The 15,189-nt window shown below is 52.1% G+C and carries 13 protein-coding genes, 1 tRNA gene and 1 other RNA gene; 2 read left to right on the top strand and 13 right to left on the bottom strand.

The window, feature by feature from the left end; all coding sequences use genetic code 11:
• The 3 genes from hmsP to OGX67_RS03215 form a co-directional block, all read right to left on the bottom strand.
• Entirely contained in the window at window positions 1-2,007 is a 2,007-nt protein-coding gene (gene hmsP, locus OGX67_RS03225) for a biofilm formation regulator HmsP (RefSeq protein ID WP_257651331.1), read from the bottom strand.
• 226 nt (window positions 2,008-2,233) lie between these two features.
• Entirely contained in the window at window positions 2,234-2,341 is a 108-nt protein-coding gene (locus tag OGX67_RS03220) for a type I toxin-antitoxin system toxin Ldr family protein (RefSeq protein ID WP_003023297.1), read from the bottom strand.
• An 85-nt stretch (window positions 2,342-2,426) separates the two neighbouring features.
• Window positions 2,427-2,660 carry a hypothetical protein gene (locus tag OGX67_RS03215; RefSeq protein ID WP_286525877.1) on the bottom strand — a complete coding sequence of 78 codons (234 nt, stop codon included), beginning with the start codon at window positions 2,658-2,660 and terminating at the stop codon, window positions 2,427-2,429.
• A gap of 106 nt (window positions 2,661-2,766) precedes the next feature.
• On the opposite strand from OGX67_RS03215, the gene megL reads away from it, so the two are divergent.
• Complete coding sequence (gene megL / locus OGX67_RS03210) at window positions 2,767-3,963, top strand: methionine gamma-lyase (RefSeq protein WP_003023295.1); 1,197 nt, start codon at window positions 2,767-2,769, stop codon at window positions 3,961-3,963.
• A 117-nt stretch (window positions 3,964-4,080) separates the two neighbouring features.
• Entirely contained in the window at window positions 4,081-5,379 is a 1,299-nt protein-coding gene (locus OGX67_RS03205; RefSeq protein WP_016151142.1) for an aromatic amino acid transport family protein, read from the top strand.
• 35 nt (window positions 5,380-5,414) lie between these two features.
• On the opposite strand, the gene OGX67_RS03200 is transcribed toward OGX67_RS03205, so the two are convergent.
• The 10 genes from OGX67_RS03200 to eptB form a co-directional block, all read right to left on the bottom strand.
• Window positions 5,415-6,617, bottom strand: a complete 1,203-nt coding sequence (locus OGX67_RS03200) for a sigma-54 interaction domain-containing protein (RefSeq protein WP_003024321.1) — start codon at window positions 6,615-6,617, stop codon at window positions 5,415-5,417.
• 176 nt (window positions 6,618-6,793) lie between these two features.
• Window positions 6,794-7,798 (bottom strand): dipeptide ABC transporter ATP-binding subunit DppF, encoded by a 1,005-nt coding sequence (gene dppF / locus OGX67_RS03195; protein ID WP_003024319.1) that lies wholly within the window; start codon window positions 7,796-7,798, stop codon window positions 6,794-6,796.
• Window positions 7,795-8,778, bottom strand: coding sequence for a dipeptide ABC transporter ATP-binding protein (gene dppD, locus OGX67_RS03190; protein ID WP_003024317.1), 984 nt, complete (start codon window positions 8,776-8,778; stop codon window positions 7,795-7,797). Before dppD ends, dppF begins: the two co-directional genes overlap by 4 nt.
• Before the next feature lie 10 nt (window positions 8,779-8,788).
• Complete coding sequence (gene dppC / locus OGX67_RS03185; protein WP_003024315.1) at window positions 8,789-9,691, bottom strand: dipeptide ABC transporter permease DppC; 903 nt, start codon at window positions 9,689-9,691, stop codon at window positions 8,789-8,791.
• 9 nt (window positions 9,692-9,700) lie between these two features.
• Window positions 9,701-10,720 (bottom strand): dipeptide ABC transporter permease DppB, encoded by a 1,020-nt coding sequence (dppB, locus tag OGX67_RS03180; protein ID WP_003837733.1) that lies wholly within the window; start codon window positions 10,718-10,720, stop codon window positions 9,701-9,703.
• A 166-nt stretch (window positions 10,721-10,886) separates the two neighbouring features.
• A complete protein-coding gene (gene dppA / locus OGX67_RS03175; protein WP_044700383.1) occupies window positions 10,887-12,494 on the bottom strand; it encodes a dipeptide ABC transporter periplasmic-binding protein DppA in 1,608 nt (535 codons plus the stop codon).
• On the bottom strand, window positions 12,491-12,646 hold the full coding sequence (locus OGX67_RS03170) for a hypothetical protein (protein ID WP_257651332.1): 156 nt from the start codon (window positions 12,644-12,646) through the stop codon (window positions 12,491-12,493). The genes dppA and OGX67_RS03170 overlap by 4 nt, the downstream gene beginning before the upstream one ends.
• 512 nt (window positions 12,647-13,158) lie before the next feature.
• A non-coding RNA gene (locus OGX67_RS03165) (RtT sRNA) lies at window positions 13,159-13,292 on the bottom strand.
• Window positions 13,293-13,323: 31 nt separating this feature from the next.
• Window positions 13,324-13,400, bottom strand: a tRNA-Pro gene (locus tag OGX67_RS03160).
• Window positions 13,401-13,491: 91 nt separating this feature from the next.
• Window positions 13,492-15,186: a kdo(2)-lipid A phosphoethanolamine 7''-transferase gene (gene eptB, locus OGX67_RS03155; RefSeq protein WP_204583191.1), complete on the bottom strand. Its 1,695-nt coding sequence runs from the start codon at window positions 15,184-15,186 to the stop codon at window positions 13,492-13,494.
• Window positions 15,187-15,189: the final 3 nt, after the last annotated feature.

Here is a 15,189-nt window from a genome sequence, read left to right as displayed (position 1 = left end):
TTAACTTTTGTAATCAGCGCTTTCCGGTGCCAGATAACGTTCTTCAAAGATATTTGCCGGAACGGGTCGGGCAAACAGGAATCCTTGCGCCACTTCCACCCCGGCTTTTGATAACCATTCGCGTTGCGCTTCGGTTTCAACGCCTTCGGCGATCATCTGCAAGTTGAGGCTATGTGCCAGCTGAATGATGGCGGAGATCATGCTGCAATCTTCGGGCACGCCATCGACAAACATCTTATCGATTTTGAGTACATCCACCGGCAGCGACTTCATATGCTGTAGCTGTCGCAGGCCCGCATACCCCATGCCAAAGTCGTCCAGGGCGATGCGCACACCCGCGTTGCGCAGCGGTCGCAAAATGGCCACTGCGGCGTGGGGATCGTCAATATGCCGGCTTTCAGTCACTTCCAGAATTAATGTGCCTGGCTTAATGCGATAGCGCGTCAACAGCTCCAGCAGATCAGACACCATACTTGGGTGCATCAACTGGAGAGCGGATAAATTCACCGAGAGCGGCAGCATGAGACCGCGTTCTTGCCAGGCTGACAGCTGGCGGCATGTTTCTTCCAGCACCCAATAACCGACGGTCACCATCAGACCACAAGACTCAATTCTGTCGATTAACCCTTCCGGCAGCTCCCAGCTACCGTCCGGCTGCTGCATCCGCAATAATGCTTCTGCGCTCAATACCTTGCCGCTGGACATCTCTACCTGGGGCTGCATCCAGAGCGCAAATTGCTGGTTATCCATGGCGGTTAAAATATCGTTCTCTTGGGTTAAACGCTGCTGCGCCTCTTCCATCTGCAACGGATCAAAGAACTGAATTTGGTTTTTACCTTTATGACGCGACGTTAACACGGCTGACAGGGCGCGGCGGTAGAGCTGCTCTGCGGTTAAATCACCATAAAACATCGCCACCCCAATGTTGCAGGTAGGACGTAGTTGAATACCCTGAATCGATAACCGCTCATTAACGATAGTGAGTACTTGCTGACCTAGCGTAATAGCGTGCCAGGGTTCTTTTACACCATGGGCGATAATGGCAAAGTCATAGCCACTCACCTGGGTAAGCACCATCCTGGGAGCCAATACCGACTTCAGTTTTTCGACCAGCGTAAGTAACAGGATTTCTCGCTGGGTTTCGGTTAACACACCCGCGGTGTCACGTAGGGTTTCGCAGGTGACAATCATCAGCGCCGTCGTCTGTTGGCGGGTAACAACCTGCTCCAGCAGCCCCATTAAAAACGACTTATTGGGCAGTTCGGAAACCGGGAAACGCATTGCTAAGTCGCTTTGATCTTCGCTATGTCGCTGAATCAACTGCTGATTAAGATTGTAGCTACGCACCAGCATACCAATCTCATCATCCTGATGTAGACGCGGCAATGCCAGTTGATAACCAATCAGGTCCTGCTGTTGAATGTCGTTCAGCTCACGGGCTATTTTACGTAAGGGGTGCACAATCAAGCGGTTAATGCACCAGGAGATAGCGACGGTCAGTATTAGCGACAAAAGTAAGTAAATGGTCACTAACGTCGAGAGCGTACTCATCACGAATTTGTACATGCGGTACGAATCCGCCTGCAGCACCAGATACGCCAGCGGTTGTGGGTTAGCGGAACGTTCAAGAGAATAGATCGGCAGCGAAATTTGTACCGGAAGCTCAAACAGGCGGGTCACCGTAACCGGAACCGGACGTTCGGGTATAAAGCTCATCCGCAGCGCCTGAAACTGATTAGGCAGCACCACATCGGCGCGACTTACCACGCCTGCTGGCCGAATACTTCTTAAAATAGCTTCCGCTTCGGGAATATCCCCTTTCAGGATAGTGTTCGACAGAGGTTCACGAACAGAGCGAGCGATACTTTCCAGTTGCGTAGCCGTGTTATAGCGGTTTTGCTGGACCAGATGGAACAACAAAACGGTGCAAAAAATAAAAACGAACACCATAACAACGGCCGCAACCATTGCCATCTGCTTAATTGTTAACGAGCGACTGACACGCAAACTGACTCTCCACGGATAGACGAAACTGCCGTCAGAGTATACCCGATCGTAGCGGTATTAAGAGAGGCGGTATCTGAAAACTTCCCAGCGTGCATTATCGCGACAGGATAGGCACCTGGCGACGAGATTTATCTGCATTTAAGCCGAAAAAGGCCGCAAGGTTAGTCCCTGCGGCCTGGTTCGGGCGCATGTTGCCATTACGGCAGGCAGACGCCCGCAAAGTGCATTACTTCCTGTTACGCAGCCAGTTCACAATCAAGCTGGCAATAATGCCAGCGATAATTGGAGCCGCTAAATCGTGCCAGAAAGCCACGCCTAACTGTGCGAGCGTCATATAGCCGCCTGTGTTGCAATGGCAACTGTTCGCGGCTATTCTTAACTTGTCTGGAGTCAAGTTAGCCCCCGTTTAGTTGCCTGGTTTATACCGAACAACGTGCGGGGGTTTTCTCTTTCCAGCAACCGATGCCGCCGGGGATCAAGCCCCCGCAACATTGCGCCTCACCGGGAACTCCCGGCTTGCCGCTGATTCTACGGTAGCCCACTCGCCATATCACTGCGCAATATTGCGCTCTGCGTAGCGCTTCGCATTTCACCGGTTTTCTCGCCAGTACGCTGGAAAGATTCTTGCCAGCTGGCAACATTCCTGCCGACAATTAATGCCAGCAGATACATAACCTATTGATATCTATCAGTTCACTTTCTGGCACAGCGATTGCTATTTGACTGTGAGCTGTTCTGTTCCGAATCAAAGGAGATATCATGTCTGACTGTCGTACTTACGGATTCAACACCCAGATCGTTCACGCGGGGCAACAACCCGACCCTTCAACTGGCGCGCTCAGTACGCCTATTTTCCAGACTTCAACGTTTGTTTTTGACAGCGCCGAACAAGGTGCCGCCCGCTTTGCGCTCGAAGAGTCCGGGTACATTTACACCCGCTTGGGTAACCCTACCACTGATGCGCTGGAGAAAAAGCTGGCGGTACTGGAACGAGGTGAAGCCGGGCTGGCAACCGCGTCCGGTATTTCTGCTATCACCACAACGCTGTTGACGCTTTGTCAGCAGGGTGACCATATCGTTTCCGCCAGCGCGATTTACGGTTGTACCCACGCGTTTTTGTCGCACAGCATGCCGAAGTTTGGGATTAACGTCAGCTTTGTCGACGCGGCAAAGCCTGAAGAAATCCGCGCCGCCATGCGCCCGGAAACCAAAGTTGTATATATCGAAACGCCCGCTAACCCGACGTTGTCGCTGGTCGACATTGAAACGGTAGCCGGTATCGCCCATCAGCAAGGCGCATTGCTGGTGGTGGATAACACCTTTATGTCGCCGTACTGTCAGCAGCCTTTGCAACTGGGCGCAGATATTGTGGTGCACAGCGTCACCAAATATATCAACGGTCACGGGGATGTGATTGGCGGCATCATTGTTGGTAAGCAGGAGTTTATCGACCAGGCGCGGTTTGTTGGCCTGAAAGATATCACCGGCGGCTGCATGAGTCCTTTCAATGCGTGGTTGACGCTGCGCGGCGTTAAAACGCTGGGCATTCGTATGGAGCGTCACTGTGAAAATGCGCTGAAAATCGCCCGCTTCCTCGAAGGGCATCCGTCCATTACCCGGGTGTATTATCCAGGCCTGTCATCGCATCCGCAGTATGAGCTGGGCCAGCGACAAATGAGCCTGCCAGGTGGAATTATCAGCTTCGAAATCGCTGGCGGCCTCGAGGCTGGCAGACGGATGATCAATTCTGTAGAATTATGCCTCCTCGCGGTCAGTCTCGGTGATACCGAAACCCTCATTCAGCACCCAGCGTCTATGACACATTCGCCCGTTGCGCCAGAGGAACGGCTTAAAGCAGGTATTACCGACGGGCTTATCCGTCTTTCTGTGGGTCTTGAAGATCCAGAAGATATTATTAACGACCTTGAACACGCCATCAGAAAGGCAACATTCTGACCAATATGGCCTGAACCGACGCCGTTCGGTTCAGGTTGTTGAGAATCAAGGCACAACAGTCTGGCAATACGCGCAATCCTCTTTCGGGGAGAACGTGTATTTTGGGCAGGGGGTTCTATGCAGGACAACACATTACAATTAAGCAACAATACAGCAACCGCCGTACCATTCTCAAAAAAAATACCATTTACGAAATACGATTTTGGCTGGGTATTACTGTGCATAGGCATGGCCATTGGTGCCGGAACGGTACTGATGCCGGTACAAATTGGCTTAACCGGCATTTGGGTATTTATCGTCGCCTTTATTATTGCTTATCCGGCAACTTATATTGTGCAGGATATTTATTTAAAAACATTATCAGAAAGTGAAACCTGTAATGACTACACGGATATTATAAGTCATTATCTGGGAAAAAACTGGGGCGTATTTCTTGGCGTCATCTATTTTCTGATGATTATTCACGGCATATTTATTTATTCCTTATCCGTGGTTTTTGACAGCGCCTCATATATCAAAACCTTCGGCTTGACCGAGTCCGATCTTTCACAGTCGATAATCTACAAAGTGGCCATTTTTGCCGTGCTGGTCGCCATTGCTTCCGGGGGAGAAAAACTGCTATTCAAAATCTCCGGCCCGATGGTAGTGGTCAAAGTGGGTATCATCATCGTATTTGGTTTTGCGATGGTTCCGCACTGGAACTTCGCTAATATCAGCGCCTTCCCTGAAGCCTCGGTGTTCTTTCGCGATGTGCTGCTGACTATCCCGTTCTGCTTCTTCTCCGCGGTGTTTATTCAGGTGTTGAACCCTATGAACATCGCCTACCGCAAACGGGTGGCGGACCGGGTACTGGCCACACGTATGGCTATACGCACGCATCGGATCAGTTACATTACGCTGATAGCGGTCATCCTGTTTTTCTCTTTTTCTTTTACCTTTTCCATTAGCCATGAAGAAGCCGTTTCGGCCTTCGAACAAAATATTTCCGCACTGGCGCTGGCGGCACAGGTCATTCCGGGACAGATTATTCATATCACCTCAACGGTATTAAATATCTTCGCCGTATTAACCGCGTTCTTTGGTATTTATTTGGGATTCCACGAGGCGATCAAAGGAATTATTCTTAACGTACTGAGCCGCGTTATTGACGTGGAAAAAATTAATCCTCTGGTGCTTACGCTGGGTATTTGTACCTTTATTGTTATCACCCTGGTGATTTGGGTATCATTTCGCGTGTCAGTACTGGTGTTCTTCCAGTTAGGCAGCCCGCTGTACGGGATTGTGTCGTGTATTATTCCGTTTTTCCTGATCTATAAAGTCACACAGCTGGAAAAACTACGCGGGCTGAAAACCTGGCTAATCCTGTTGTACGGGATCCTGCTGTGCCTGTCGCCATTACTGAAGCTGATTGAATAACCCGCGTAAACTGCGCCGTCAGCTCCTGGCGGCGCTTAGCTCACACTCTCCAGTTGATAGCTGCGAATTTTATTCAGTACCGTGGTATGTGATACCCCCAGCGCTTTGGCGATATGCCGCGACGACACATTCTCTTCCATCATCTGTTCAATAAGCTGGCGTTCCGCATACAAAACCTGCTCTTTAAAAGGACGTTCTGTCGGGCCTTGCTCAGCGGCGGGCAAATTCACCATCCCTAATTCTTCGGGCGTAATGACATCGGATTCCGCCATTAGCATCAGACGAATAATGGTATTTTCCAGTTCGCGCACATTTCCCGGCCAGCTGTGATGGTGCAAGGCATCAAAACAAGCTTTATCCAGAATGATCCGCCGCTGGAATTCCTTTGCGTATTTCTGCACAAAGTGGCGAATCAACAGACTGATGTCCTGCGGGCGTTCCCGCAAGGGCGGAATAGTCAGGGAAAGTACATTGATGCGGTAATAGAGATCGGCGCGCAGCAGACGTTGTTCCACCATATCTTCCAGATTGGCGTTGGTTGCCACAATAATGCGTACATTAACCGGAATAATTTGCGCCCCGCCAACGCGACGGATCCCGCCATCCTGCAGGACGCGCAATAATTTAGCCTGTAAGCCCAGCGACATTTCACCAAATTCATCGAGAAAAAGGGTGCCTTTATCGGCCATTTCAAACAGCCCTTTTTTGCCTTTACAATCCGCGCCGCTAAAAGCCCCTTTCTCATAACCAAAGAATTCACTCTCCATAAGCGACTCAGGTAGTGCAGAGCAGTTGACCGGAATAAACGGATAAAAACGTCGCTGCCCGGAATTATGGATAGCCCGGGCCAGCAGCTCTTTGCCGGTACCCGTATCGCCACGGATCAGAACGGTATATTTGCTGTCAGCAATTTTTATCGCCTTTTCGATAAGCGCGTGCATGCTCTGGCTGCTGCAAATAATGTCAGAGAAATAACGCGGGCGTTCCGGCTCCGGCGTTGACAGCTCGCTTATCTCCTCACAGAGGTAGGCGACATTAATAATATCGGCGCGCTGGCTTAAACAGGATTGCACACAGGAAATATCCTGTAGCTGGCGGCACCAGGATTTAATCAGGATCCGTCCAGGTGTGACTTTCATGGAGATGATATTGATATCGCAGCAGGAAAATTCCTTCAGGACATCCTCAACCATCGACAGACGATCAATTGTTTTAATATCCCAGCGTATCGTGACCACATTTGCTCCTGATAGTTAGCAACTGCGAAATAGATATTTCTGTGACGAGAGGAATCCTGACTACATTTTAGACGCTGTGGAATAATGTTCTGCCAGAGGACTCACATTGTGGACGGAAAAACAAAATATAAAAAAACCGGAGCACAAGGCTCCGGTTATCGGGTCATAACCCACGTTTATTGCTGTGGGTTTTCGTCCTGGTCAACGGCGAAACAGGCCACCAGCTGACCGCCATAGTCTTTTAACTGTGGCTGAAGCTGAGTACACGGACCAAAGCGACGGCGGCAACGGGCGTTGAATGCGCAGCCTGGTGGCGGATTCAGCGGGCTTGGCAGCTCACCGGTCAGCTTGATACGCTCGCGGCGATCGTCCGGGTTCAGGCGCGGCGTTGCGGAGAGTAGCGCCTGAGTGTACGGATGCCGTGGATTATTGAAGATCTGATCCTTGGTTCCTTTTTCCACACAGCGGCCTAAATACATCACCATCACTTCATCGGCAATGTGCTCTACCACCGACAGGTCGTGCGAGATAAAGACGTATGACAGCCCCAGTTCCTGTTGCAAGTCCATCATCAGGTTCAGCACCTGCGCACGTACGGAAACGTCCAGCGCCGAGACCGGTTCGTCGGCAATCACCACATCCGGGTCAAGCATCAGACCGCGGGCAATGGCGATACGCTGACGCTGGCCGCCGGAGAACATATGCGGATAGCGGTCGTAGTGCTCGGTTTTCAGCCCCACTTTCGCCATCATCGCCAGCGCTTTTTCACGACGCTCCTCTTTGCTGAGCGTGGAGTTGATCAGCAACGGCTCTTCCAGAATCTGCCCTACTTTTTTACGCGGGTTCAGAGAACCATAGGGGTTCTGGAACACTATCTGGATTTTCTGCCGACGCAGCTTCTGCGCTTGCGGGTCATGCTTGAGTAAATCCTGTCCCTGGTAATACAGCTCACCGCCAGTCGGGATTTCAATCATCGTCAGTAGACGGCCAAGGGTGGATTTCCCACAGCCCGACTCACCTACCACCGCCAGCGTTTTACCGCGCTCCAGAGTAAAGGAAACGCCATCCAGCGCTTTCACCAGGCGTTCCGGGGCGAACATGCCCTTCTTCACCGGGTAGTGTTTTTTCAGGTCAATTGCCTGCAACAGCGGCTGTTGCGCGGCGGCCTTTTGCGTACTCATAGCCCAGGCCTCCCGGCATCATCAAGTGGGTAGTGGCATTTTGACTGACGACCGCCTTCCAGCAGGTTCAGTTCAGGTTCTTCAGCGCGGCATTTGTCGGTCGCATAGGGGCAGCGTGGATTCAGCAAACAGCCGCTCGGGCGGTCATATTTACCGGGAACCACGCCCGGCAGTGAGGCCAGACGCGCTTTGTCCTGAGCAAACTCCGGCAGCGCGCGCAGCAGCGCCTGGGTGTAAGGATGACGCGGCGCGCGGAAGATATCCTGCGCGGCCCCGGTTTCCACTACCTGCCCAGCATACATCACGATGATTTTGTGTGCCGCTTCAGCCACCAGCGCCAGATCGTGCGTGATTAAGACCAGCGCCATGTTCTCTTTTTGCTGCAATTCCAGCAGTAGCTCGATGATCTGCGCCTGAATGGTCACATCCAGCGCCGTTGTCGGTTCATCGGCAATCAGCAGCTTCGGACGACAGGCAATCGCCATCGCGATCATCACGCGCTGACTCATCCCACCGGACAACTGGTGCGGATAGACATCCAGACGCGAGGCCGGATCGGGGATCCCCACCAGCGTCAGCAGGTCAATTGCCCGCTGAATACGCGTTTTTTTGTTGCCGCCCTGGTGCACCTTGATGGCTTCCATAATCTGGTAGCCGACGGTGTAGCAGGGGTTAAGACTGGTCATCGGGTCCTGGAAGATCATTGCCACTTCCGCACCCACCAGTTGGCGACGCTCTTTCTCAGAGATGCGCTTCAGGTCGCGACCATTAAACTCCAGATTTTCGGCCATAACGCGGCCAGGGTAGTCAATCAGTCCCATAATCGCCAGCGAGCTGACGGACTTACCAGAACCAGACTCCCCAACAATGCCAACCACTTCACCCTGATTCACACTGTAGCTAATGCGGTCTACGGCGCGGAATTCGGAACCTACGTCGCCGAAATGCACCGATAATTTATCTACATTTAATAACGCCATCTCGAACCTCTTACTGCTTCAGTTTGGGATCGAGCGCGTCACGCAGACCGTCACCCATCAGGTTAAATGCCAGCACCGTCAACAGGATCGCCAGCCCCGGGAAGGTCACGACCCACCAGGCGCTTTGGGCAAACTGCAGAACGTCAGAGAGCATGGTGCCCCACTCCGGCGTAGGCGGCTGTGCGCCCATCCCCAGGAAGCCGAGGGCAGCCATATCGAGAATGGCGTTAGAGAAGCCAAGCGACGCCTGAACAATCAGCGGCGCAAGACAGTTAGGCAGAATATTGACGAACATTTGGCGCATCGCGCCGGCTCCCGCCACGCGGGATGCGGTGACGTAGTCGCGGTTAACTTCCACCAGCACAGCGGCGCGCGTCAGACGCACATAGTGCGGCAATGCTACAAACGTCAGCGCCAGCGCAGCGTTGCCTATCGAGGGACCAAATACTGCCACCAGCACCAGCGCCAGTAACAGGCTCGGCAATGCCAGCATGATATCGACCACACGCATGATGACGTTATCGACAATTCCACCAAAGTAGCCAGCGATCAGCCCAAGAACCACGCCCATCAGCAGGGAGAGTACAACCACCAGACAGCCAACCAACAGCGACAGACGCGCACCGTACATCAGGCGGGACAGCACGTCGCGGCCCACATCATCAGTACCAAACAGATGCGCCATGGTACCGCCTTCCTGCCACGCAGGCGGAGCTAGTAGCGTATCGCGGAACTGGTCTGCCGGGTTGTAGGGTGCAAGGACGTTGGCAAAGACCGCAATCAGGATCATCACCACAACGTACACCAGCCCAACAACCGCACCTTTGTTGCGTTTAAAATAGTGCCAGAACTCCTGCAGCGGGGTCATGGGCACCGGTGCAGCAATAACTTTATTTTCAGTAACCTGTGACATGATGGCCCCTTACTTCTTATGCCGAATACGCGGGTTCACCACGCCGTACAGCAGGTCTACCAGCAGGTTGACGAGGATAATCATCGTCGCGACCAGTAATACCCCGCCCTGCACTACCGGATAATCACGGCGTTGCAGCGCATCGATCAGCCAACGTCCCAGCCCCGGCCACGAGAAGATAGTCTCGGTCAGGATTGCCCCTGCCAGCAACGTACCAACCTGCAGGCCGATAACGGTGACAACGGGCAGCATCGCGTTACGCAGAGCGTGAATGATGATGACGCGCATACGGGTCAAACCTTTAGCGCGCGCGGTGCGGATGTAATCCTCACCCAGCACTTCCAGCATCGATGAACGGGTCATACGCACAATGACCGCCAGAGGTATAGTGCCCAGCACCATTGCTGGTAGGACCATATGCGCCAACGCATCGATAAAGTTGCCCTCTTCACCCCAGATGGCGGTGTCGATCAGCATAAAACCGGTCAGCGGATTGGAATCATCAAGGAACACCATGTCGCTCACCCGCCCAGAAACTGGCGTCAGGTTCCACTGCACGGAAACCAGCATGATCAGCATCATGCCCCACCAGAAAATCGGCATGGAGTAACCGGTCAGCGCCAGGCCAACGGCGGTGTGATCGAAAATGGAGCCGCGCTTAACGGCAGCAAGTACACCCACCGGGATACCCACTGCGACGGCGAAAATCATCGCGCAGACGCCGAGTTCCAGCGTGGCTTTGAATCGAGGTACGAACTCTTCCCACACCGGTAAGCGGCTTTTCAGTGAGATACCTAAATCGCCATGCATAACCCCCCAGATATAGTGGAGGTACTGCTGCCACATCGGCTTATCCAGACCGAGTTCAGCCAGCAGTTGAGCATGACGCTCAGGGGAGATCCCACGTTCACCTGCCATGATCATAACCGGATCGCCGGGGATCATATGGACGAAGGCAAAGGTGAGAAGAGTGATACCGATAAACGTGGGGATGACGAGTCCCAAACGTCGGAGAATGAACTGCAACATAACCCGGATTCTCTCTAATGACGCACGGCCTGGAACCGTGAGTCTGTATTGCTCACAAATCTTATCCCACGCAAACTGCATCGCGGGTAAAGCATTACGCCGGAGGGCGCTGCGCTTATCCGGCCTACACAATACCGGGGCGCAGCGCTTCCTTAATTGCTTTTAATTATTCGACAGAGACGTTTTCGAAGTGGTGTTTGCCTAATGGATCAACCACATAGCCTTTCACTTCTTTACGCACTGGTTCGTACACGGTGGAGTGAGCAACAATCAGAGCCGGGGCCTGATCGTGCATAACAACCTGAGCTTGCTTGTACAGTTCAATACGTTTGTTGTGATCGTCGGTCGCACGCGCCGGTTGGATCAGGTCTTCAAACGGCTTGTAGCACCAGCGAGAGTAGTTGGAGCCGTCTTTCGCTGCCGCACAACTGAACAGGGTGGCGAAGAAGTTGTCCGGATCCCCGTTGTCACCGGTCCAACCCATCATCACCGCCTGATGTTCACCCGCTTTGGCGCGTTTCAGATACTCGCCCCACTCGTAGGTCACAATCTTGGCCTGAACGCCAATTTTCGCCCAGTCAGCCTGAACCATTTCTGCCATACGACGTGCATTCGGGTTATATGGACGCTGTACCGGCATAGCCCACAGCTCAACGGTAAAGCCTTTGTCCTGACCGGCTTCCTTCAACAGCGCTTTGGCTTTCTCAGGATCGTAGGTGTAGTCTTTAACGTCGTCGTTATAGCCCCACATGGTCGGTGGGATCAGGTTTTTCGCGGCAACGCCAGCACCCTGATAAACCGCTTTGATGATCGCTTCTTTGTTTACCGCGTAGGTCAGCGCCTGACGGACTTTCACATCATCAAACGGTTTCTTCTCGGTGTTGAAAGAGAGGTAGCCAACGTTCAGACCGGCCTGCTCCATCAGGTTGATATTTTTATCCTGCTTCATGCGCGCGATGTCAGCCGGGTTCGGGTACGGCATCACCTGGCACTCGTTCTTCTGCAGTTTGGCGTAACGCACAGAAGCGTCTGGCGTAATGGAGAAGACCAGACGGTCGATCTGCGGCTTAGTGCCCCAGTAACCTTCGAATGCTTTATACAAAATACGAGAGTCTTTCTGGTACTGCTGCAGCTGGAACGGACCGGTACCGATTGGGTTCAGATCCACTTTCTCCGGGGAACCGGCTTTCAGCATGTTGTCCGCATATTCTTTGGAAAGAATAGAAGCGAAGTCCATCGCCAGGTCAGCCAGGAACGGTGCTTCCGGGCGAGTCAGCACGAACTGAACGGTTTTATCATCCACTTTTTTCACTTCGGAGATCAGGTCTGGCAGACCCATCCCTTCGAAGTATTCATAGCTGCCGCCAGAAACTTTATGGTACGGGTTCTGGGCGTTTTTCTGACGATCGAAAGAGAACACCACGTCATCGGCGTTTAATTCGCGCGTCGGTTTGAAATCTTTGTTGTCCTGCCACTTCACGCCCTGACGCAGGTGGAAGGTATAGGTTTTACCGTCTTCGCTGATTTCCCACTTCTCAGCAAGTCCCGGGATCACTTCAGTTGTGCCGGTTTTGAACTCGACCAGGCGGTTATAGATCGGCACGGAGCTGGCATCATAGGTGGTACCAGAGGTGAAAAGCTGCGGGTTAAAGCCTTCAGGAGATCCTTCTGAACAATAAACCAGAGTTTTAGCCTGTACGCTTGCTGCGACGGTCATAGCCACCAGGCTCAGACCAAGCTTCAGCATCCCTGACTTCTTCAAGGAAATACTCATTCTTCTGCTCCAAATGTGATGTTTGTTGTTTTACCCATTTGCGATGGGTTTGCACCGCCTGGCCTTTTTTGTTTTTTACCCGGCCGGGTCAGCGTTAAGAGGATGGGGATTCCGTTCACATAAGCGACTGAGTTGCAGTGCGGATTCTCCATGAAATGCCCCTCATACCCTACAATCTGTCAACAGAATGTGAAAACGTCAATACAGGTAACCGCGATTTACACCAACGGTGAGAATTGGCAAACAAAGATTAAAAAAAGTGCAAGCGGGTATTTTCAGCAGGGAAATTTGTGCTACGCGCACTATGCCAGAATAAACATCTTCATACTTCGCAACATTTGGAGATTAACATTTATGCAATTTATTCAAATTTTCCCAATGAATGCTGCATATCTGAGCGATTAATGCCATGAACGTTAAAACGCACAGCGGAAAATGCCAGCGCCAGCCATAAGTAGCGCAAAAAAAGTTTCAAGCAAACATAAAAAAAGGCAATGGAATATGTCACAGAATCGTTAACTGTCAGTGGGAAGTGATGCACAATTTTTGCAGATAAAAGGAAGGTCAAAGGTGGGGTTGGAATAACGCCATACACGCCGGGATGAAACTGAGTCTGTAGGCCGGATAAGGCAAAAAACCCTGCTCGTTGAGCAGGATTTAAATTTGGTCGGTGATAGAGGATTACTCGCCACTACGTGGCTCGCCCTGCGGGCCGTTGCTGACGCAACGTTCTCTCGCTACGCTCGAGTCGAACCTCTTACCCCCGGAGGTTCTCATCCTCCTGGGCTATAAAGCAAAAAACCCTGCTCGTTGAGCAGGGTTTTAAATTTGGTCGGTGATAGAGGATTCGAACCTCCGACCCCTTCGTCCCGAACGAAGTGCGCTACCAGGCTGCGCCAATCACCGAATGCGGGGCGCATCTTACTGCTCAGCCGCGCGCCCGTCAATCCCTTAGTATCAAAATGCCATTTGATCGGCGAGAAAGTCAGCAGCTCTGTTACTGGGCTGTAACCTTCTTCGCGTCCGGGATACGACACCAGTTGTTATTCTCGTTAATCCCCCCATTTGGCGAGGTATAACCAAGGCAACCCAGAACGGTATCGTACAATTCCACATGACGACGCGGCACCTTCATATCCGCCTCCTGCTTCAGGTGCGCAAACGCCTTCGCATGGTCAGGGTCTTCCAGATATTTGTCAGACATCCACACCATCATAGGAACGCGGAACTGCTCAGGCGGCGCCATTTTACGCGGCGTTCCGTGCAGGTGCTCACGTTCGTTAATTGACTCACCGTGATCGGCGGCGTAGAACACAATCGCTTTCTTATCGCGCAATTGATCAAACACTTTGGTAATAAAGTGATCAACGTAGGTTACCGAATTATCAAATGAATTAATCATCTCAGCTTTCGAGCAGCCACTATCCACGTTGACACACTCCGGCTTCCACTGTGCATATTCGCGGGTGTAGCGCTGGGTGTAGTTAAAATGCGAGCCCTTGGTGTGCAGAATAATCAGACGCTTTTCGCCATCATCAGTCTTCTGTAAAGATTGCTGCATCTCATTAATCAGCAGCATATCGTCAACGTTTTTGCCACGGTTACGCGGCTCAGCGCCAATCTGCTCACGATAGGCAATGTTCTCTGCCATAGTATTGCTGTAGAACCACATCTCGCTTTGCATCGCGTAAAGATCGGTCTTGAACCCTAACTGGCCGAGCACAGAAAAGACGTTTTGTTCTTTCAGAGTACGCTGCGGGTTTTCTTCCGCCCCGCCCTCGCGCACAAACATACAGCGCAGCGAAAGTTTAGTCGCCGTATCACAGGAATATCCTCGGAACGCGGCCAGATTTTTCTCCTGGGCGAGCCTTGGCGTGGTATTGCGCTCATAGCCAAAAATCCCCATATGATCCCAGCGGGTCGTTTCGCCAATAATAAAGACCACGTAGGTGTCGTCGAGGTTTTTGGGCGCAACATAGGTAAACTTCTTCGCCGGGTTCATCAGCGATTTGTTGTCTGAGGATTCATCCACCTGTGCCCAGGCGTACAAACCCAGCGCAGAGAGCCAGTTTGACGGCAAATAGGAGTTCGCAACGACTCCGCCGTAGCTGGGTAAATCGATTCCTGTTTCTCGCTCAACGCTTCTCTGTTGCATGCTCAGCAAGCGAATCGGCGCCCATACCATCAGGCCAGCCAACAATACCACCGCCACGCTACGCCATCTCATGCCAGGCGTGCGGATCTGTTTCATCAGGGTATAGCGGCAGCGATTACTCCAAATCAGAACCAACGGTAAAATGCTGACCGAAACCAGCCACACGATAAAATGCCAGCCAACAACTTCTTTCGATAAATCAATATCCGTTGTCATTACGGAGGCAATAATACCGTAGCCAATGACCACGTTCAGGAAGGTCATGTAATAGCTGGCGCCGGCAGAGCAGAGCACCACAAACGTTGCCAGTACACGCCAGGCGCGTCGGCCAAATAAAGAGAGAATACGGAGTAAAAAGAAGGTCACCAGCACAGTGCCAGCTAATTCAACAACCGCAGAGAGTCCTTTCCAGACGGTAAACTCGTGCGCATATCCGCTAAAACGACGGAAAAACACAGCGCAATTCATAAAAAGACCGATATAGATCGCCAGCAAGAAACTCAGCTTCTGCTGCGTCATCGATTTGATATATCTCATGCA

It is taken from the genome of Citrobacter sp. Cf118 (assembly GCF_030334095.1).
In the GTDB taxonomy this organism is placed as follows: Bacteria; Pseudomonadota; Gammaproteobacteria; order Enterobacterales; family Enterobacteriaceae; genus Citrobacter; species Citrobacter freundii.
The sequence above is the reverse complement of the archived record's forward strand: the minus strand, read 5'-3'. Positions and strand labels throughout refer to the sequence as shown.

Coding starts and splice junctions, on each gene's coding strand:
- OGX67_RS03220 (WP_003023297.1), bottom strand. CDS start 2,341: ATGACGCTCGCACAGTTAGGCGTGGCTTTCTGGCACGATTTAGCGGCT.
- megL (WP_003023295.1), top strand. CDS start 2,767: ATGTCTGACTGTCGTACTTACGGATTCAACACCCAGATCGTTCACGCG.
- OGX67_RS03205 (WP_016151142.1), top strand. CDS start 4,081: ATGCAGGACAACACATTACAATTAAGCAACAATACAGCAACCGCCGTA.
- dppF (WP_003024319.1), bottom strand. CDS start 7,798: ATGAGTACGCAAAAGGCCGCCGCGCAACAGCCGCTGTTGCAGGCAATT.
- dppD (WP_003024317.1), bottom strand. CDS start 8,778: ATGGCGTTATTAAATGTAGATAAATTATCGGTGCATTTCGGCGACGTA.
- dppC (WP_003024315.1), bottom strand. CDS start 9,691: ATGTCACAGGTTACTGAAAATAAAGTTATTGCTGCACCGGTGCCCATG.
- dppB (WP_003837733.1), bottom strand. CDS start 10,720: ATGTTGCAGTTCATTCTCCGACGTTTGGGACTCGTCATCCCCACGTTT.
- dppA (WP_044700383.1), bottom strand. CDS start 12,494: ATGAGTATTTCCTTGAAGAAGTCAGGGATGCTGAAGCTTGGTCTGAGC.
- OGX67_RS03170 (WP_257651332.1), bottom strand. CDS start 12,646: ATGGAGAATCCGCACTGCAACTCAGTCGCTTATGTGAACGGAATCCCC.
- eptB (WP_204583191.1), bottom strand. CDS start 15,186: ATGAGATATATCAAATCGATGACGCAGCAGAAGCTGAGTTTCTTGCTG.